The sequence below is a fragment of the Candidatus Kaiserbacteria bacterium genome (genome assembly GCA_016699245.1).
Classification (GTDB): Bacteria; Patescibacteriota; Minisyncoccia; order Phycocordibacterales; family UBA918; genus Damh-18.
This window is the reverse complement of the sequence record CP064968.1, coordinates 781,351-799,663: the sequence shown is the minus strand read 5'-3', so window position 1 is coordinate 799,663 and position 18,313 is coordinate 781,351. Positions and strand designations below refer to the sequence as shown.

19 protein-coding genes are annotated in these 18,313 nt (G+C 44.9%); 7 read left to right on the top strand and 12 right to left on the bottom strand.

What is annotated here, in order from left to right:
* Positions 1–25: 25 nt before the first annotated feature.
* The 4 genes from IPH92_04050 to rpsO all read right to left on the bottom strand — a co-directional run bounded on the left by IPH92_04050 (position 26) and on the right by rpsO (position 5,225).
* Complete coding sequence (locus IPH92_04050; GenBank protein QQR64705.1) at positions 26–1,858, bottom strand: hypothetical protein; 1,833 nt, start codon at positions 1,856–1,858, stop codon at positions 26–28.
* A gap of 88 nt (positions 1,859–1,946) precedes the next feature.
* Positions 1,947–4,082 (bottom strand): polyribonucleotide nucleotidyltransferase, encoded by a 2,136-nt coding sequence (locus IPH92_04045; protein QQR64704.1) that lies wholly within the window; start codon positions 4,080–4,082, stop codon positions 1,947–1,949.
* Positions 4,083–4,235: 153 nt separating this feature from the next.
* Positions 4,236–4,823, bottom strand: a complete 588-nt coding sequence (locus tag IPH92_04040) for an NYN domain-containing protein (protein ID QQR64703.1) — start codon at positions 4,821–4,823, stop codon at positions 4,236–4,238.
* A 135-nt stretch (positions 4,824–4,958) separates the two neighbouring features.
* Positions 4,959–5,225, bottom strand: a complete 267-nt coding sequence (gene rpsO / locus IPH92_04035; protein ID QQR64702.1) for a 30S ribosomal protein S15 — start codon at positions 5,223–5,225, stop codon at positions 4,959–4,961.
* A gap of 175 nt (positions 5,226–5,400) precedes the next feature.
* Here rpsO and IPH92_04030 point away from each other — a divergent pair, with 175 nt between their 5' ends.
* From IPH92_04030 to IPH92_04020, 3 genes are all read left to right on the top strand, one after another.
* Positions 5,401–6,327: a tyrosine-type recombinase/integrase gene (locus IPH92_04030; protein QQR64701.1), complete on the top strand. Its 927-nt coding sequence runs from the start codon at positions 5,401–5,403 to the stop codon at positions 6,325–6,327.
* 58 nt (positions 6,328–6,385) lie between these two features.
* A complete protein-coding gene (locus tag IPH92_04025) occupies positions 6,386–6,595 on the top strand; it encodes a hypothetical protein (GenBank protein ID QQR64700.1) in 210 nt (69 codons plus the stop codon).
* A gap of 254 nt (positions 6,596–6,849) precedes the next feature.
* Complete coding sequence (locus IPH92_04020) at positions 6,850–7,977, top strand: ATP-binding protein (GenBank protein QQR64699.1); 1,128 nt, start codon at positions 6,850–6,852, stop codon at positions 7,975–7,977.
* Between the two features lie 106 nt (positions 7,978–8,083).
* Here IPH92_04020 and IPH92_04015 read toward each other — a convergent pair whose 3' ends face one another.
* The 6 genes from IPH92_04015 to IPH92_03990 all read right to left on the bottom strand — a co-directional run bounded on the left by IPH92_04015 (position 8,084) and on the right by IPH92_03990 (position 13,353).
* The gene (locus IPH92_04015) at positions 8,084–8,500 is read right to left on the bottom strand and encodes an NUDIX hydrolase (GenBank protein ID QQR64698.1); all 417 of its coding nucleotides are present in this window, start codon (positions 8,498–8,500) and stop codon (positions 8,084–8,086) included.
* Between the two features lie 10 nt (positions 8,501–8,510).
* Complete coding sequence (locus IPH92_04010) at positions 8,511–9,176, bottom strand: hypothetical protein (protein ID QQR64697.1); 666 nt, start codon at positions 9,174–9,176, stop codon at positions 8,511–8,513.
* A 19-nt stretch (positions 9,177–9,195) separates the two neighbouring features.
* Entirely contained in the window at positions 9,196–9,414 is a 219-nt protein-coding gene (locus tag IPH92_04005; protein QQR64696.1) for a hypothetical protein, read from the bottom strand.
* Positions 9,415–9,556: 142 nt separating this feature from the next.
* On the bottom strand, positions 9,557–10,417 hold the full coding sequence (locus IPH92_04000) for a SurA N-terminal domain-containing protein (protein ID QQR64695.1): 861 nt from the start codon (positions 10,415–10,417) through the stop codon (positions 9,557–9,559).
* 97 nt (positions 10,418–10,514) lie between these two features.
* Positions 10,515–11,372, bottom strand: a complete 858-nt coding sequence (locus IPH92_03995; GenBank protein QQR64694.1) for a phosphoesterase — start codon at positions 11,370–11,372, stop codon at positions 10,515–10,517.
* A gap of 520 nt (positions 11,373–11,892) precedes the next feature.
* Positions 11,893–13,353, bottom strand: coding sequence for an ABC-F family ATP-binding cassette domain-containing protein (locus IPH92_03990; protein ID QQR64693.1), 1,461 nt, complete (start codon positions 13,351–13,353; stop codon positions 11,893–11,895).
* A 313-nt stretch (positions 13,354–13,666) separates the two neighbouring features.
* On the opposite strand from IPH92_03990, the gene IPH92_03985 reads away from it, so the two are divergent.
* The 4 genes from IPH92_03985 (at position 13,667) to IPH92_03970 (ending at position 16,167) form a co-directional block, all read left to right on the top strand.
* Positions 13,667–14,152: a hypothetical protein gene (locus tag IPH92_03985; GenBank protein ID QQR64692.1), complete on the top strand. Its 486-nt coding sequence runs from the start codon at positions 13,667–13,669 to the stop codon at positions 14,150–14,152.
* Between the two features lie 86 nt (positions 14,153–14,238).
* A complete protein-coding gene (gene xth / locus IPH92_03980; GenBank protein QQR64691.1) occupies positions 14,239–15,039 on the top strand; it encodes an exodeoxyribonuclease III in 801 nt (266 codons plus the stop codon).
* 580 nt (positions 15,040–15,619) lie between these two features.
* A complete protein-coding gene (locus IPH92_03975) occupies positions 15,620–15,907 on the top strand; it encodes a type II toxin-antitoxin system RelB/DinJ family antitoxin (protein ID QQR64690.1) in 288 nt (95 codons plus the stop codon).
* A complete protein-coding gene (locus IPH92_03970; GenBank protein ID QQR64689.1) occupies positions 15,904–16,167 on the top strand; it encodes a type II toxin-antitoxin system YafQ family toxin in 264 nt (87 codons plus the stop codon). The genes IPH92_03975 and IPH92_03970 overlap by 4 nt, the downstream gene beginning before the upstream one ends.
* A 17-nt stretch (positions 16,168–16,184) precedes the next feature.
* On the opposite strand, the gene IPH92_03965 is transcribed toward IPH92_03970, so the two are convergent.
* Both IPH92_03965 and IPH92_03960 read right to left on the bottom strand, forming a co-directional pair.
* Complete coding sequence (locus IPH92_03965; GenBank protein QQR64688.1) at positions 16,185–16,715, bottom strand: hypothetical protein; 531 nt, start codon at positions 16,713–16,715, stop codon at positions 16,185–16,187.
* A gap of 85 nt (positions 16,716–16,800) precedes the next feature.
* A complete protein-coding gene (locus tag IPH92_03960; protein ID QQR64687.1) occupies positions 16,801–18,273 on the bottom strand; it encodes an HD domain-containing protein in 1,473 nt (490 codons plus the stop codon).
* Positions 18,274–18,313 lie beyond the last annotated feature (40 nt).

Genomic DNA, 18,313 nt, shown 5'->3' with positions numbered 1-18,313 from the left:
TTAGTATACTCCTTTTACAAGGGTTCTAAAACTTGCTAAGAAGTATGGCCAAGGCATCTCCATTTGTGGTGATGATGACGGTGTTTTTATTGATGAAGGAATATACGAGCACCTCCTCCCCTGTGTCACTTTTAAGAATGCGCGTTGATTTGTTGTTTGCAACGGCATCGATGAAGACGCCCATTTCACCCGAGGATGTCCCAAAAAGTGGTGCAAGATCTTTTTGCATGCTGCCCTCCCACGCGAGGAGTCCTGCAAACAGTTCATCAAAATTGTATGAGCGGATGATGAGGAATGGTTCGGGCTTTTTGGCAGTGACTACTCCCATCATGAATGCGTCGTCGAGGCTACTGAGGAACGCACGTGACACGTCCATTCTGAGTGCTGTAAAGAATTCCTGACTTGAGGCGGGTCGCGTCACCTCGCCCTTTTGTACAACTGGATATATCTGAACACTCTCATTTGTGGAATCTTGTGCACGTAAGGCAAACGCAGTAGCGAACCCCGAACCATCTCCTGCAAGTGGAACACCGATTACTTCTGATGTGGTAAAGAATGAAGATACCGCATAGATAGAATCAGATTCTCCTTTAAACACATTGACGTAGATACTTACGACGAGTGCAAGTATGACACCAAGTGCTACTATTCCACCAAAGATAAGCCATGTGGTCATGGTGACTGCAGTGCGTGGAACAGAACTCGTTTTCTGAACTTGTGATGCTGAACGTTTGGTATTGATATTTTGTATCCTATCTTCAGGAAATGTGTGTGGGTCAGTAGAGAGTCCAATCGCACTCACGGTAGACCTTTGGGGGGTAAGCGGAGGTTTGAGTGCTGTGCGGATTTGTTCCACAGGTTGGGGAATAGACATATGCCCAACCACAATATCGGACTCAGAAGTTTCCTCTTTCACTTCTCGAGCAGAAAGCCAGGTAGGAGACAGAGCAACAGGTGGAACGGCTTTTGGTACTACTGGTGCCGCTTTGGAAAGTGGAGAAAAATCACTTTTTTTGAAAGCGGATGTCTTCTCAAAATTAGGAATGGGTTTTGCATACGAGGTGACATCATGAGAAACAACTACAGGATTCTTTGGTAGTATGTTTGGAGTTGGCATCGAGACTTTTTTCTCGGGAGTGGCCTGCAGTGGAACCTTCTCGATTTGTTTTGGAGGGATGTGTGTTCCAGGAGTAAAGTGTTTGATATCATTTTGAATTTTCTGCGCGACCACGGGAGCGATAGCGTGTCGCATATCAAGTGCCTCTTTCTCTTTTACGGGAACCGGTTTCGCAACAGGGACATCCTTGGGACTGTCGACAATGTGTGTCCAGGCACTCAGTATTCCCTTCTTTTTAGGAGGCTCTTTGAGTACCACGGTAGGGGTACCGGTAATACGTGCAACATCACTTTTGAATGTATGGAATTTTTCAAGTACTACTTTATGATCATCTTGTGGAGCAATAGTGGAATACTTCGCAGCTTCTTGCACTATCTCAGCTCGTGTTTCTGCTTTGGCAAGTGTGGGTTCTTCCTTGGTAAGTTTCGGCATTGCTTCCACTGACTTTTCAATTTTCTTGCTCGCGCTTCCCCACCACTCGCTAAACACCGCTTGCATATTTTCTCCGAACGAAGCACGGCGATGTTTCCGATCGTTAATGATGATACCCGCTTCACCTCCCTGCTCGCCTTCAAACACCTTTGAGACATCAAACACTCCCCCACGACTACTGAGGTGCGAGTCTTTTGGAGTACTTGCCGTAGACAGTGCATGCATGTCTTTTTGAGCTGGTTCTTTCGTATTGGGGGTGTTAAAAACAATGCCCATGTCCGAATTATTTTTTGGTGTATTAGTATCCATAGTGATGAAAAGGTAATACCATAAGTATCTCATGAATTTAGGAAAACGCGTCCACACCTGTGGACGCGTTTTCCTGTGTTCGTGAATATTATTTTTTCTCTGGTGCTTTAAGGCCTTTCTTCGTCGCCCACTCAGGGTCTGCTTTTTTAATCGAGAGACCAATTTTCCCATCTTCTACCTTAGAAACGACGACGGGTACTTTGTCGCCCACCTTCAAAATACCATCGAGATTTTCGAGACGCCATGACACGATTTCTGATATGTGGATGAGCCCCTCATTTTGAGCATCCATCTTTGCGAATGCACCGAAGGTTGCGATGCGGGTTACCTCTGCTTCCATGCGCTCTCCTATTACATACACTTTGGTAAGTGCCGCGATGCGCGCTTGTGCAAGGAGAGGCGCCTGGTCCTTACCGGTGATGTACACGGTACCGTCGTCTTCAATCGTAATTTCATCGACACCCGTATCATCCTTGATACCGTTGATAGTCTTTCCTCCACCCCCAATCACAAGACCAATTTGATCTGGGTTGATTTGCATCACAATAATCTTTGGTGCACGTGGAGAGATGTCAGCGCGTGGAGCACCAATCTCACTCGTGAGTGTTTCAAGAATATGGAGGCGAGCAATACGCGCTTTCTCAAGAGCTTCTGCAAGTATTGTAACGGGAATACCCCCCACCTTTACATCCATTTGAATAGCAGTGATGCCCTCTGTCGTACCCGCTACTTTAAAGTCCATGTCACCATGTTCATCCTCGGGACCTTGGATGTCGGTAATGAGTTGATAGGTGGTGTGCGTCTCCATCATGAGGCCTGATGCAATACCTGCGACGGGGCGCGTAATTGGAACCCCTCCATCCATAAGCGCAAGTGTCGATGCACAGACGGAACCCATTGATGAGGAACCATTAGATGCCATGGTTTCCGACACAAGACGAATGGTGTAGGGGAACTCTGTCTTCAGGGGGATAACGGCGAAGAGTGCTTTCTCTGCGAGTGCACCGTGGCCAATCATACGACGGTTGGTCCCACCCACGCGCCCTGTCTCTCCCACAGAAAATGGGGGGAAGTTATAGTGATGCATGAAGTGTTTTTTTGTTCCGTTTTCTTCTATTGAGTCGAGTATTTGTGAGTCATCGGGGCCACCGAGGGTAAGTGCAGAAAGTACATGCGTTTCACCGCGATAGAAAATCCCACTGCCATGGAGTGCGGGACTGATGCCTCCTGCTTGTGCGAAGAGAGGACGCACTTCATCCATAGAGCGACCATCGGGACGTACCTTGTCGTGAATGACACCGCGATGAAGTTCGTCATCCACTGCGTGTTCAAAATATTCACTCGCAAGATTTTTGTTTGACTCTGGAAGTTCTGTGGCAAGAAGTGCGAGCCACTCTTCCTTAAGTTCGTAGAGGTGTGCCTTGCCCGTGGTGTTGGAGAAAAGGGTTGTGGTGAGTTTTGGAGCAATGTGTTCTGCAAAGAGCGCCACTGCCGCATCATCGAGTGCTGCAAGAGGAATGTCACGTTTTGCTTTTCCGATTTCAGCAATAATCTTTTTTTGGAACGCGAGTATCTCCATATTGATGCCTACGGCATGTTCGAGAGCGTGCACTATTTCTGCCTCACTCACCTCAAAGCCTGCAGTCTCAATCATGTTAATTGTCTCGTCTTGACCGCATGCAAGAACCTCGTACAAAAGAGTCCCCGCTTCGCGTTCGGTATAGGTGGGGTTAATAACAATCACTCCTGTATCACGACGCTTTGCAACACGCACCGCGCTTATGGGACCTCCCCAAGGAATGTTAGAAACCGAAAGAGCGAGCGATGCACCAATGACGCCGAGTACATCGGGGTCATCTTCTCCTGCGCTCAACACAGTCACGATGACCTGCACTTCATGGCGGATGGCATGGTCAAAGAGCGGACGAATCGTACGGTCGACGACACGTGCCGAAAGCACGGCACCTTCACTTGGTCGACCCTCGCGTCTTTGGAAACGGCTGCCCAGAATTTGTCCGGTGGCATAAAACTTTTCCTCAAACTCTACCGAAAGGGGGAAGTATGGAATCGCTTCGGCACTCTTTTTGCTCATGACTGCCGTTACGAGTACAACGGTCTCGCCCATGGTGAGCATGACTGAGCCGTGGGCTTGGTTGGTGAGGTTGGTGAAGCTGGCGGTAAGTGGCTTCCCTTCAATAGAAGTGGTATATGATTTTTTCTCCATGATGTGTGTGCTAATGAGCGAGAGAGATTTTGAATTTCAAACACGCGCTTGAAACTCACCTATCTCTCTCGCTCGTGAGTAATGGGCAAAGTGTATCAAAGTTGGGTCAAAAAAACACCCCGTGCGGCCTGTGGCCGCACGGGGTGTTTTTATTTATATCTCCCCTGCGTCATCCGTGTCGGTACCTACTACCCGCTTCATCGACTTTTTAGCTTTAGGACGTGCACCCTTCCCACGAAGCCCAATAAGGAATGTGTTCGGGTCTTCATCCATATCGATAAAGTCATCGACAATTTCACGGAGTCGTGAAGAGCTTGATTTGCCAAAGGCAATACATTCCACCTGACATCCTTGTGAGCGAACGTATTCCATGAGCGGTACAAAGTCGCCATCGCCCGAAGCGATGACAATTGCATCAACCTTTTGAGAATGCTTAATTGCATCCACCGCGAGTCCCACATCCCAGTCTGCCTTTTTGGCACCACCAAAGAATATCTGGAGGTCTTTTGTTTTAACTTCAATACCAATTTTTTCAAGAGCTTCAAAGAATGAACGCTCTTCCCCACTTTCGGTGGTGACGACGTAGGAAATTGCGCGGACGAGTTTGCGCTCACCTAGGGCAGCTTTTACCACTGCGTCAAAATTAACTTTTGCATGATAAATATTTTTTGCACTGTGATAGAGATTTTGCGTGTCGATAAAAATCGCGACACGCTGTTCCTTATGTTTAATGACAGCCATAAAAATGAACAGTTATAGAATTTTTAAAAAATGAACATGGACTTCCTTAATAAGTATATCAGACGTGTGAGAGAGAAATGAAACACGCGCATTCTTCTTCAAAAAAGAATGCGCGTGTTTCTTCCCTTTTCCCTATTACTTCTTGAGTGAGAGTTTCTTGATGAGGGCCTTGTATGCCTTTTCATCTTTCTTCTCGAGGTACTTAAGATGTGTGCGGCGATCGGCAACCATCTGGAGGAGTCCACGACGTGAGTGGAAATCCTTCAAATTCTTCTTAAGATGCTTCGAGAGTTCTTCAATTGACTTCGTGAGAATTGCCACCTGTGCTTGTGGTGAACCAGTGTCGAGATCATGTCGGCGAACTTCCTTAATCGCGTTTTCTTTCTTTCGTTTTGTAAGCATAGTGTTTAAAAATGCGTCATGGAACGTAGATGTTGTTCCGTGGCGCGTTGTTAGTAACCTGCGAAGGTTGTCACCACTCTACCACAGTTTGACAAAGTGCGCAACCCCTGCCCTAACGCGGGCTTATCCACTATATTGTGCGACACTTCCCTCCCTATACCTATATATTGTATGTATGACCTTAACCGAACTCAAACGCGAATTCCTTGAATACCTCGAAATTGAAAAAGGACGCAGTATTTTGACCGTGAGGAACTACGACCACTATCTCACCCGCTTTTTGGAATACTCAAAAATTGAAAATCCAAGCGCACTCACTGAAGCGCATGTACGCGAGTACCGCCTATGGCTCAATCGTCAGCCCGGAACGAAGGTTGGGAGAAATATGGAGACTCTGAAACCGAAAACACGAAACTACTACCTCATTGCACTTCGTGCGTTTCTAAAATATATGCGGAAACGCGGCATCGAGTCGCTCAACCCTGAGCGCATTGAACTCGCGAAAGTGCCTGAACGTTCTCTCGACCTCATCTCTTCTTCCGAGCTCACGCGCCTCATTGAGGCACCCGACCTCGCTTCCCTTTCCGGCCTCCGGGATAAAGCAATACTCGAACTTCTTTTTTCAACCGGCCTTCGTGTGTCTGAACTGTGTGCACTGTCTCAAGAAGATGTGGATTTAAGTCGAGATGAATTTTCCGTACGCGGCAAGGGAGACAAGGTGCGTGTGGTATTTCTTTCGGACACGGCGCGAGACGCAATCAAAGCGTATCTCAAAGAACGTAAGGACTTTGATGATGCCATGTTTATTCAGTATGGAAAAAACGCCAAGCATGATGAGTTGAAAAATAAAGACCTTCGGCTCACACCAAGGAGTGTGCAACGCATAATAAAGCGCTACGCAACCATTGCCGGTATTACCCGCAAAGTCACCCCCCATAAACTCCGCCACTGTTTCGCCACCGACCTACTCCATAATGGTGCCGACCTCCGCTCCGTACAGGCACTCCTCGGCCACGCCAATATCGCCACCACCCAGATATACACCCACGTCACCGACAAACACCTCCGCGACATCCACAAAAAGTTTCACTCACGGGGGTGATTCTGAATCATCTTGAAGTGCCACTTGTATTTAATATAAATTTTTTCATCTAAGTATCATGTCAACAATATCGGTTATTCTCACTCCTGAACTCGAGATGCACCTCGCCGAGGCGGCTGAAGAAACTGGCGCAAGTAGAGCTGTTGTCGTGCGCAATGCACTCAAACACTATATTGAAGACAGGGCGGTTCAGAAAGTTCTTCATGCTATGAAGGAGCCGACACTTTCAGGAGACCTTAATAATCTTTTAAAATCACGGAAGTATTAAAGGAATTCGTTTACTTCTCTTTTACCGGTTCGCATCGGTTAATTTTTGTATGGGATGATAAGAATACAGCCACCCTTCTCTTATCGGTACACAAAATTTCTATAATTAAGAGTTAATTAACCATAATTAATTTTGGAAATACTACACACTTGGATTTTTTACCAAGATTCTGGTCAAAACACAAAATTCGACCATTTTGGAGGCAAATCCATAAAAGGGTTGCTTTTTATGGATTATGCTATACAATAAGCGCTATGAACATACCAAGGAAGCAAACACAGACCATTATCCAGGATCTTAAGAAAAAGATTGTGTTTGTTGTTGGTCCTCGTCAAGTTGGAAAAACGTGGATAGCGAAGGAGGTTATGAAGTCATTTGAACATCCACTCTACCTCAACTTTGATGACAGCGACCATAGAAAAATAATTAAAGATAAGAAATTCCTTTTTGGAGTCGACCTCGTTGTCTTTGATGAGATACATAAGATGCGCAACTGGAAAAATTATCTCAAAGGCATTTATGATACAAAACCTGAAGGCCTAAGCATCCTGGTAACAGGGAGTGCGCGACTCAATGCGTATCGACGGGTGGGCGATTCACTGGCGGGTCGATACCTTCTCCACCGCATTCTCCCCTTCTCACTTCAAGAACTCAAGGGAACTATGTATGAAGGTGCAGTCGAGCGCCTGCTCACTCGCGGAGGATTCCCTGAGCGATTCCTTACAGAGGACACGATGGATGAACGCCTCCGTAGTCTGTATATCGAAAGTATGATAAACGTCGATGTTCTCGATTTTGCTGCGGTAGAAGATATCCGTTCACTGCATACAATTCTTCGCCTCCTTCGCGAACGCGTAGGAAGTTCCCTTTCATATGCAAGCATTGCCGAAGATGTAGGGATTTCTCCAAAGACTGCGAAACGATACATCGATATTCTTGAGGACCTATATATTATTTTCCGCGTTACTCCGTACACGACAAAAATTGCTCGTGCAATACGAAAAGAGCCAAAAGTATATTTTTTTGATACAGGGATGGTGCAAGGGGGAGAGGACGTCCGACTCGAAAATCTTGTTGCGCTCTCGCTTCTTAAGGATGATTTTTATAGAGAAGATGTCTTCGGAGAGCAGCGTCGATTGGCGTATGTCCGCGTTAAGGATGGGCCGGAAGTTGATTTTGTGCGCGTTCATAATGAAAAAGCTCAAGAACTTATTGAGGTAAAATTGTCACAGGGTAGTGGTACGAGACAACTGAGTTACTATAGTCAGAAGTACCATATTACTGCGACGCAAGTGGTTGGGCATACGACGCACACAGAAGTGCAACATAATAATATTCACATTGTCCGCGCTAAGGATTTTCTTGAGGGGCTATCTGCGTAGAAGAAAATGGAGAGAAGAAATCTGACTGGATTACGTTACATGAGACAGAGACTTTTACAAAAAATTTCACACACGGCGGTGACGTACATATTAAGAGTGTTTTTTCCTATTGATGCTTTTTAGGGTCAAACATGTCTCCTAAAATTATGACGTTTGCATGTACATCAAGCCCGTCGATTTCATCTTTGTTTACAAAACGCACTTCAGTGCACTCGTCTGATGGTGTGAAGTCGAGACTCTCGAGAGTCGTTTCATAGAGCACATTCGCAATCCAAATTTCGCGATTACTGTTTTCACACGTTAAAAAATATGAAGGGTGTGGGGCTATCCATGTCACCTTCACTCCCATTTCTTCACTAATTTCTCGCGGAAGATCCTGGTGTGGTGTTGCTCCCCAGTCAAGACCTCCTCCCGGAAGTTCCCACCGACCATCCTCCTCTTTCACAATCAAAAACTTATCACGACTTTCATTCAGTATGAGCGCCTTGATGCTAATTCGATAAAAATGATTTCGTATTTCCATTGGGGCTTAATTACTGACTAATTTCGTTAAAAGTCACGGGTATCTCTAGTGCGGCATCGTGTTCGGGGAGGCCGGAGGGGTTGTCTTTCTTCAGGATTACTGCACCGCGGTTGTATGGAGTTTGTGGGTCGATGGTGTATGAAATATTTGCGGTGAAAGGGACAAAATCCTCAGTCATCCATTCTCCTTCTGCGGTCGCAATTCCCTCTCCAATAATAAGTCCATCCCAATTTACTATTGAAATAGGGAAACTGCCTTCAAAGAACCAAGTGCCACGCGCTGTTCCCGTGATTGTTGTGGGGGAAGTAATACTGCTCTGTGGAGCGGGGGAAGTTACACGAATGAGATTATCGAGGGTTGATTCTTGAGGACACGGTGCAAATGCACACGATGGTGCTACACGCCCCACAAAACTACCATCCGAGCAGGACTGCACGTCCATAGTGCAGGCGACAGTGTCGGGTGTATCGGGGACTTCGGTAGGAGTTTCACTCTCTGTGCACTCCGCAAATTCGCAATTGGGGCCCGTTCTCCCTACCGCACTACCGTCGGGGCAGATGCGTGCTTCCATTGTGCATGCGATTGGCTGTGGTGGTGTCTCTCCCCCAACGACAAAGAGCCACACGAGGGTGGCTACCAATGCTCCAACGATAAGTATGAATAATCGTGTTTTCATACTATTAGTATAACGCATTCTAAGAATGTATGGTGTGGGGAGGGGTGTCGATGGTAATTGTATCGAGCACAGGGAGTTCCTTTTTTTTCATCAGAAAGCGCTTTAATTTTTCGGCACCAATAAAGCGTAGCCCAAGAAGTTCAAGGCCGACAAAGAAAAGGAGTCCCCCGGGAGTGAGTGGCGTAATAAGTGCAAGAAAGCCAAATATTACAAAAGTCCAACCCGCAATTTTGCGCATACGGGGCTTTGATTTGGTGTAGGTATGAAATCGCTCGTACATTATTCACGTTGACGCATAGTAGAGCCATTTCTTACCAAATGTGAAAAAGGCATGAAAATCCCCTCCGCGCCATAGGCGCGGAGGGGATTTCTCCATCTATTTATTTAATCACAACATCGGCATCTGCTCGTAGTTTTTCCACGAGTTCAGTGATGATTTTCTGTTGTTTTTCCCCGGCGAGTTGGGCTTCAATTTGTGGGCGAATTTCATCAAGAGGTGGCAATTCTGTGCCATTTGCGGTAATCGTTTTTATAAACTCAGCAACTTCTTCCTCAGTCACCGCAACTGTTTCAATGTCGGTTACTGCCTCTATGTAACGTTCTGCAAGAATGCGATCACTAATGTTTTTGCGAAGCTTCTCCTCCGTGAGCCCTACCTCAGCCATTTTTGCTGTAAGTTCTTCTTGTGTGCCAAATTGTGCCAAGAGATCGTCAAACTGCTTTTGTACATCTGCATCAGATACAGTGACACCCTCTTTTTTTGCAGCAGCTGTCATGAGAGTATTGCTGATAAGTACCTCAAGTGCTTGTGTGCGGATTTCTTCAAGCGTTTTTGGGTCACTTATGTTTGCTCCTTGTGCAGCAGCACTTTGTGAAAGGAGATTGATGCTCTCATCAAGTTCTGGTTGATATATTTTGGTGCCGTTCACTGTTGCAACCACTGCACCGCGAGCACCGAATCCTGAATACATATAAAAGCCTGCACCAAGTATAATCGCCGTTGCAACAATAAGCGCTATATATGTAGCGTATTTCTTATAAAATGGCTCGCAGGGGGTATCGAATCCTGTCCCACATACGCTCGCGGGGGTTTCAGAGGTAACGGGGGTATGCTCTGCGGCACATACTGTACAGATTCCATTTTGAATAGGACTTGCATTACATACTGTACACGTCCCACTCTTAACGGGTTCGGAAGTTGTAGGTCTTTCAGCGTTCGTTGTTTCTGGTGTGTTGTCCATACGAAAAGTTATATCGTCATTACAATAATAGTGTATACAGACTACCATGTTTTCCGTGATGTGAAAAAGCAATCCCCCATACGTCGAGGGGATTGTTTTATATTCGTACAATGCGTTCAATAAAGTTGTCGAGCGATATAGTGGCTCCAGAACTATTTCGATGTCCTCCTCCGCCGAGCGACATGGCGAGTTTGAGTGCTGAGGGTTCATGTGAATCCTCAGAACGGAAACTAAACTTTACTTGGTTACCCAAAATGGTATAGAGCGCAACCGCCATGCCGTTTTGGTGAGCAAGCGCATTGCCACACGCTGATTGGTAATTAGTGATGTTGTATGCAAGTACCTCATGATTTTCAATACGAAGCGTTACCGGCTCAAGAAGGATTAGTCGGCTTACCATAGAATGCGCTGAGAGCGTTAGTATTGTTCCTTGAGCGGTAAGTGATTCGAGAGGTTCATCAAAAAGCGCTACGGTGTGATGAGGGTCGTTTCTCCATAGGGAAAGATAATTCACAATGTGCTCAGTTTCTTCCCCAAACATTTTTTTCCAGAGGTCATTGTCTTCTACATGGGGAATAAGTGCAGGCGCAGGTACTTCGGGAAAGAGGTATGCCCACGAGAGTGACGCACCTGACTTTTCATTATCAAATACATAGGTGAGCCCCGTGTAGTCCTTTGTGATTTCTAATACTCGCGTATGTTCGCTAATGTGGTGATCGATTACCGTCACCGTGTGTCCTCGTTCCAAAAACTCAGTCAATCCAAGTGTTGAGTCGACTATATATATGTGGGCAGAAGGTTCAGTACAATTAAGAATGGTTTCTATTTCCTCGGGAGAGTAATTATGGGCGAGGGGAAAGGTTTGGGCATTTGGATATTTTCTGAGAACCACGGCAGCGGCAGTAGTGCCATCGATGCAATCCTTGTGGTAGATACAGGTGATTTCTTTTTCCATTACTTGATAATACGAGGGATTAGCGGTGTATGCAAATCAGAACACGCATCAAATTTTAAAAACCTAACAAAATCAAAACCCCCGCTTGCGCAGAGGTTTCCCTTGGTTGTATTGAGTTGGTTATGTTGTAACTACAGCAAGATTTGGCGGCCGTTTAGAGCGAGCGTTCCTCACTTCCTCACTCTTTCTGTCATTGCAAGCCTTGGAACAGACGGATTCTTTCCCGTGATTCCATCTGCCGTATACGCGAAAATGAGGATCCTTGCATATACAGCAAATATATTTGGCAGTCTGCTCAAATATGACTTCTTTGGAATCTGCTATTGCAAGGTTACCATTTCCCACAGTTTTTGCTTTGCCCATTTTTCAACTCCGAATTGTTTAAGAACAATGTTTCTGACTTCATTGTGTGTGAAGGAATATGACCAGCACCACGAGGAGTCTGTGCCAGAATATATTTTTTTTGCACATTTTGCAACACTTTATATGATACCGTCAAAATGAGTACAAAATATAAAGATTACGTATGTTTCTTCCCTAAATCCAACACCTCATCAATACGAATTTTTTCTACAAAATCGGGGACGTGAGAAACAAGAATCATGGCGCCTTCATACTTGTTGAGTGCCTCTGCGATTACAGGAAGATGTCGGAAATTGATGTGGTTGGTGGGTTCATCGAGGATGAGAAGGCCTGGTTTCATGAGCACAAGTTGTGCAAATGCCACGAGACCCTTTTGTCCTTCTGAGAGACTCCCAATCTTGGTACGCATGACGTCACTACCAAGAAGAAAACCTGCAGCCACCGAGCGCATGTCTTCCTCTATCTTTTTCTCCATCACGGAGAGGAGTGCATTAAACACCGTATCCTCGAAGTTGAGGGTTGAGAAATCCTGTCGGTAGTAGCCAATCTTTACCTGTGGCGCTACAGTCTCACCCTGTGCGTGCCCTGAGGCAAGTGCTTCGAGAAGCGTGCTCTTCCCTATGCCGTTTGGACCCACGAGTTGAAGGTGAAAATTCTTTCCGAGCGTTATATCACATTTCTTTTCGGTTGGAACGTGATTTTTGATAACCTTATATGAAGAAATGGTGAGAATCTTTGTGGGGAGTTCTTCGGGGACATTAATTGTGAAAGGGCGAATGGTTCTATCTTCTTTGCGCACATCCACTTTGTTTTCTTCATACTCTTCTGCCTCTTCACGCAGTTTCTTTGCTACAAGGCGCATCTTGCCTCCTTTTTGTGCAAAGAAGTTCGCCTTTTCTTTGTTTGCTTGAATTTCTTTTGCATATTGGGAGTTCTTTCGGTTTTCCCTTTCAATACGCGCCGCGATTTCCCGCACCACTGTATGATAGTTGCCATCATACTGCTCTATGACATGTGTACGGACATCGAGGTACAACACACCTTCCGTAAACGCATTGAGAAAATCAGCATCATGGGAAATTACCACAACGGTCTTTTTATACTCACGGAGAAACTCAGTGAGATGGCGAATACCCTCGACATCGAGGTTGTTGGTCGGCTCGTCAAGGAGGAGAAGGTCGGGATTTTGGATAAGTGCCGAGGCGAGGAGTATGCGCGCTTGCTGTCCACCAGAAAAAGAACGCACGATACGGTCGTGAGGTGCTACAAGATTCACTACCTCAAGTACCGCATCAATCTTTGGGTCGATATCATATACCTTTTCAGGAAAGCACTTCTGAAAAAAATCACGAACGGTTAAATCGAGTTCATCACGAGGTATTACCTGCCTTGAAAGCGCGATGGTAGTGCGAGGCATAATATTGATATCACCATCGTTTTCTTTAAATTCGCCAGTGATAAGACCAAAAATAGTACTCTTCCCTGCACCGTTTTGACCCATGAGGGTCAATTTTGATCCGCGGCGAATCACAAAATTAGCCCCAATTAAGATTGGTTTATTGTGTGTGTATTCAAACGTTACGTCGTTAAACGAGATAAGACCTGCTTCACGTGCCATAAGTACTGTACACTAGCGCATTTTAGGCGATTTTGAAAGGGTTTTGGATACATAGAAAAGTCGCCCGCAACAGAGTTGCGGGCGATTTTCTATTTCTTGTCTCCTTTCTTTGGTTTCTTTTTTTCCTTTTTGTGGGTAACACGTTCTGCCATATGTAGAATTTTAGATTACTAAGATCTCCTATATGTAGCGTATCACAGTGCTTTGTGACGAAAAGAAAATGTCCACAGTTGACATTACATTAAGACAAGCATACCGTATCCTCTGAAGTTGATAGTTCTAATGCGTTCATTTTAATGTAAGGGAGAATAGCGTGAGTAAAGAAAAACTTGGTATTGTGTTCTGTACTTCACAGAGTGGTGCTACACGGGAAACATTCGATTGTAGTATCCTTCTAAGGAAAGTGCTTGACCCAGTATATGATTTACTTTCAACAATGTCTGGAGTCTGGAAAGTGCTCTGTGTTACGCCAGCCGCAACTTCGTTTCCTCTGAGTGAGGTGCCGTGGAATGAGGAGATATCAGTGAGTGAAGCATCATCGCGAATATGTACCCCAACATCACAGGCAATTTCTCAGTATTCAAGTACGTGGCCGAGCGAAGTACGCGAACGGCTGAGTGCATGTAACACGTCACAAGAAACACCCGAAGCCTGTATTAATGATGGCGTCGTCTCGTTACACAAAGCAGGGGCTACACGAGTTATTGTTGTCCCCTACGAGGAACAGTTCCCGTCTCGAGATGACATAGTACGGCTTTTGATTACGCATAGTTCACCTGAGCAGATGACATTTGCGTAATGCAACAAAACATCCACACATACTACGTATGCAGTGGATGTTTTATATTCGCGCACAATTGTGGTGTTTGATACACTGGGTATCATATGAAAATTTTCTCATGGAACGTAAACGGCATACGCGCAGTGTTAAAAAAGGGCGACTTTGAAAGGTTTTTGAGTAAGTACGACCCGGATATCCTCTGCATTCAGGAGACAAAAGCACAGAAAGACCAAGTGGAAATCGATTTGCCGAATTACGAAGAGTATTGGTGTTCAGCAGAGAAAAAGGGGTACTCGGGCACTGCTATTTTCACAAAGTATGAACCACTTAATACTGTCTACGGTATTCCAGACGAAATAGCACAAAAATATGCACTCAGTGACTCATATGGAGACACTACCAAAGAAGGTCGCGTAATAACATTAGAATTTGAGCCATTTTACGTCAGTACCGTGTATACACCGAATGCAAAAGATGATCTCACCCGTATTCCGATGCGTGAAAAGAATTGGGACCCAGCATATCTTGAGTACATGAATAGCCTCGCAAAAATTAAACCAGTCATTTTTTGTGGAGATTTCAATGTTGCACATACTGCAGATGACCTCGCGCGACCAAAAGAAAACGAAGGTAACAAAGGTTTCACTCTCGAAGAGCGAGCAGGCTTTGATGCAATGATGAGTTCGGGCTTCCAAGATTCGTTCCGACTGTTTACACAAGGAAATGGATTTTACACATGGTGGTCACACTGGGGCGCAGCACGAGAGCGAAATGTGGGTTGGAGAATTGACTACGTCATGGCGTCAAAAGAACTCGTGCCGATGATACAAAAGGCACACATACATCCGGAAGTTTTAGGGAGCGATCACTGCCCTGTTTCGCTAGAAATAGCAGTGGATTTATAGAAATACAATCACACGAAATATAAATGTGTCAATTCACTGTAAAGGCATGTGAATTATACGGCTCAAAATATAATTGGAATTACAATTATAAATTTTGTCTTTTATAAAGGACATGATTATTTTGTTATCCACACTTATACACAGGTATGTCCTTTACACTCAATTATAAAGGACATACTATAGTGATAGGCCCAGAAAGGGCGAGCAGGTAACTCTCATCGGAGAGATACCCCTTAAAGAGCACATTATAAAATTGAGTTAATACCTCCAAAAAAACTCTTAGTACATCACACTCGGTGATGAAAGCACTGAATTTACATGATTCAGACAAGATTCACCAAAACTAATTTAAGGAGTCACACTTAGGATACAGTACCATCTGGTACATCCACTGGAACCTTATGTTCCACTTTGACTCAGACGAGAACAGACCACCCTACCAAACAAAGCCCGTCGGATTGGGCGCAGAGATTCATCTCGGCTATCAATCCCACGGGCTTTTTTTATTGTATTTTGCGAGAAGGTCTGGCAAGGCCACACCTCAAGTTGACACTATACATCCAAAGTATATACTTTGGATATGAAAACAACCATGATAAATATCAAAACAGATAAAAAAGTCAAAGAGGAGGCTCAAAAACTCGCCGAAGAGCTTGGTTTTACCCTTTCCTCCTTCATCACTGCCTCACTCAAGCAGTTTATTCGTACTCGCTCTGTACAGTTCTCTGCAGGGTATAAAATGACCCCCTATCTAGAAGGAATCATTAAAGAAGTAGAAGAAGATCTTAAGACTGGTAAGAATCTTTCTCCTGTGTTTACAAATGCAAAAGATATGGATGCATATCTGTTCGATAAAAAGAATACATGATACAAGTGATTATCCACAAGAAGTTCCTGAAACAATTTCGCAAGTTACCACGAAGTATTCAGGAGGCATTTCGGTTACGAAGAGACGTATTTCTTGAGAACAGAGCCGATTCTTTGCTTCATGTGCATGAACTTCATGGAAGTCTAGAGGGATATAAGAGTTTTAACGTGAATGCGGATATTCGTGTAGTTTTTAAGGATCTCGATGGAGACATTGTAATATTCACGGCTATTGGAAGCCATAGTGAGTTATACGAGTAGTGTCTTCCTTCTGTCTCTTAACCAAGCATTTCCATTATTCTTTCAATATCTTGATTTGATTTCGAAACTTCTATTATTGGAAAATTGTATTTTTCTGCCTCACTTTTTATAAAATTATTGAACTCGATGATATACGCAACCCTTTTTCGCTGCTGTTCCTCTGTCTTTGTCTGTATCCAGAGAAGTAAACTTCTTTGGTAAATTGTCTCAGCAATCCTTTTCTCATCCGTATCAATAATAAATATCGGACTAACTTTAATATCAAGCGAAGCAACAAGATGCGGAAGAATGGCCACCCCTTCAACAATCACAGCCTCCCACGGGAATGGGCTTTTAATGAAACGCTCCACCCCTTTCCAAACATCTTCATTGTTTTCTATTTCTTCCATCAACGAATCCTTCCCTTTAGGGGTAATGCCACAAATTGCTCGTATTTGGTCTGTCGAAATCCAAGGTATATCCAATCGAGACGAAAGGCCTTTGGCTAAAGTAGTTTTCCCCGTTGCTTGGGGACCCCCAACCAGAATTATTTTTGGTACAACACTCATACCAAAACTTTAGCAGGTTGGGGCTGAAAAGTCATTGTTTTACGACAGGCTTAGTGGTAATAGAGTTCCTTTCGAACCATATTACCTAGTCCACCTTATGCTTTTTGTGTAATTCTGCAACAGCTTCGGCTTCTTCTCGTTCCCGCTTTTCCTTTCCACTCTTTCCGAGGGCATCGAGCTCTGCTTCCGTCATGTGCATGAGTTCAAGGGCACGTTTTTCCATGTATTCAGTCGTATTCTTTGCTGGTTCGTCGAGGACTTCTTCAAGAAGTGCATTTAGTGTGTCACCAAGTTTCTTGCTCGGCTTCTCCCCCGTAAGTTCCATAATGCGGGAACCATCAATCTTGAGCATCTTCACTGAAATAGGGTCACGAAGTGCTTCTTCCACCATGGCAGTGTACTTCCGGAGCCTGAAAGGCTGTTCTTTTGGCCTTCCCGTGCCAATTCGGTCACATCTGCGGAGTTTGAGGAGGTCCCATATATTCTCCTGCCCTACATTCGCAATAGTGCGGCGTACTGCAGAAAGAGTGATTTGTGCTGGATCTGAGAAAAACATATGCCACCTGATGAGTGTGACGATCCTTTCGATACGTTCACGAGGAAACTTAAGGTCTTGCAAAGCCTTTTTCGCTACTCTAGCACCCACTACCTCATGTCCATGGAAGGTCCAATCCTTTTTCTCATCCGACCAGCGTCGTGTCTCTGGCTTGGAGATGTCGTGAAAGAGCCCTGCAAGGCGAATATCAAACTCCCAATCCTTGTCGGCAGCGTGTTGCATGGTGCGCAAAAGGTGCTCGTATACATCAAAAGCATGTGCTTGATTTTGTTCTACCCCAATCCCCCTGAGAAGATCGGGGGCTACAAACTGAAGCAATTGCAATTTCTCGAGGAAAATAATCCCTTGCATTGGCTGTTTTGACTCAAGAATACGTGAAAATTCATCGCGAATACGTTCCTTTGAAATACGACTTAAATTGGTACTATTTTCAGTAATAGCAGACATGGTTTCACTTTCAATCACAAAACCAAGTTCCACCGCAAGGCGCACCGCACGCATCATACGCAGTGCATCCTCTTTGAAGCGCTCGGTAGGGTTCCCTACTGCACGGAGTCGCTTGTGCTTGATATCCTCTTCCCCACCAAAAAGGTCAACGATTGATTCATCTTTGAGGCGATATGCGATAGCATTTACGGTAAAATCGCGTCGTTTAAGGTCCTCGGTCAGAGAAACCCCAAATTCTACTGAGTCTGGCCTGCGTGCGTCAGAATATTCAGACTCGGTACGATATGGCGTTACCTCCACTATTTTAAGCGTCGGATCCTCAGTCTCCTCGTTTACCACTCCTACGGTACCAAAATCATTGTTGATGTATGTGTTTGGGAAAAAACTCTCTATTTCATTAGGATGTGCATCAGTGGTGATATCCCAATCCTTTGGTTGCTTTCCGATAAGTAAATCGCGAACGCATCCCCCCACCAAATACGCCTCAAAACCATGGCTTTCGAGAATATCGGCCACATGCTGTACTCCCTTTGGTATTTCACTGCGGACTATCATGGTGTCTATTGTATTGGTTTTACATAGAAATGTACACAAC

Excerpts from the sequence above, each read along its gene's own strand:
- IPH92_04050 (QQR64705.1), bottom strand. The coding sequence starts at position 1,858 with ATGGATACTAATACACCAAAAAATAATTCGGACATGGGCATTGTTTTT.
- IPH92_04045 (QQR64704.1), bottom strand. The coding sequence starts at position 4,082 with ATGGAGAAAAAATCATATACCACTTCTATTGAAGGGAAGCCACTTACC.
- IPH92_03975 (QQR64690.1), top strand. The coding sequence starts at position 15,620 with ATGAAAACAACCATGATAAATATCAAAACAGATAAAAAAGTCAAAGAG.
- IPH92_04015 (QQR64698.1), bottom strand. The coding sequence starts at position 8,500 with ATGGAAATACGAAATCATTTTTATCGAATTAGCATCAAGGCGCTCATA.
- IPH92_03995 (QQR64694.1), bottom strand. The coding sequence starts at position 11,372 with ATGGAAAAAGAAATCACCTGTATCTACCACAAGGATTGCATCGATGGC.
- IPH92_03970 (QQR64689.1), top strand. The coding sequence starts at position 15,904 with ATGATACAAGTGATTATCCACAAGAAGTTCCTGAAACAATTTCGCAAG.
- IPH92_04005 (QQR64696.1), bottom strand. The coding sequence starts at position 9,414 with ATGCGCAAAATTGCGGGTTGGACTTTTGTAATATTTGGCTTTCTTGCA.
- IPH92_04020 (QQR64699.1), top strand. The coding sequence starts at position 6,850 with ATGAACATACCAAGGAAGCAAACACAGACCATTATCCAGGATCTTAAG.
- IPH92_03960 (QQR64687.1), bottom strand. The coding sequence starts at position 18,273 with ATGATAGTCCGCAGTGAAATACCAAAGGGAGTACAGCATGTGGCCGAT.
- IPH92_04000 (QQR64695.1), bottom strand. The coding sequence starts at position 10,417 with ATGGACAACACACCAGAAACAACGAACGCTGAAAGACCTACAACTTCC.
- IPH92_04040 (QQR64703.1), bottom strand. The coding sequence starts at position 4,823 with ATGGCTGTCATTAAACATAAGGAACAGCGTGTCGCGATTTTTATCGAC.
- IPH92_03965 (QQR64688.1), bottom strand. The coding sequence starts at position 16,715 with ATGAGTGTTGTACCAAAAATAATTCTGGTTGGGGGTCCCCAAGCAACG.
- rpsO (QQR64702.1), bottom strand. The coding sequence starts at position 5,225 with ATGCTTACAAAACGAAAGAAAGAAAACGCGATTAAGGAAGTTCGCCGA.
- IPH92_04030 (QQR64701.1), top strand. The coding sequence starts at position 5,401 with ATGACCTTAACCGAACTCAAACGCGAATTCCTTGAATACCTCGAAATT.
- IPH92_04010 (QQR64697.1), bottom strand. The coding sequence starts at position 9,176 with ATGAAAACACGATTATTCATACTTATCGTTGGAGCATTGGTAGCCACC.
- xth (QQR64691.1), top strand. The coding sequence starts at position 14,239 with ATGAAAATTTTCTCATGGAACGTAAACGGCATACGCGCAGTGTTAAAA.
- IPH92_03990 (QQR64693.1), bottom strand. The coding sequence starts at position 13,353 with ATGGCACGTGAAGCAGGTCTTATCTCGTTTAACGACGTAACGTTTGAA.
- IPH92_04025 (QQR64700.1), top strand. The coding sequence starts at position 6,386 with ATGTCAACAATATCGGTTATTCTCACTCCTGAACTCGAGATGCACCTC.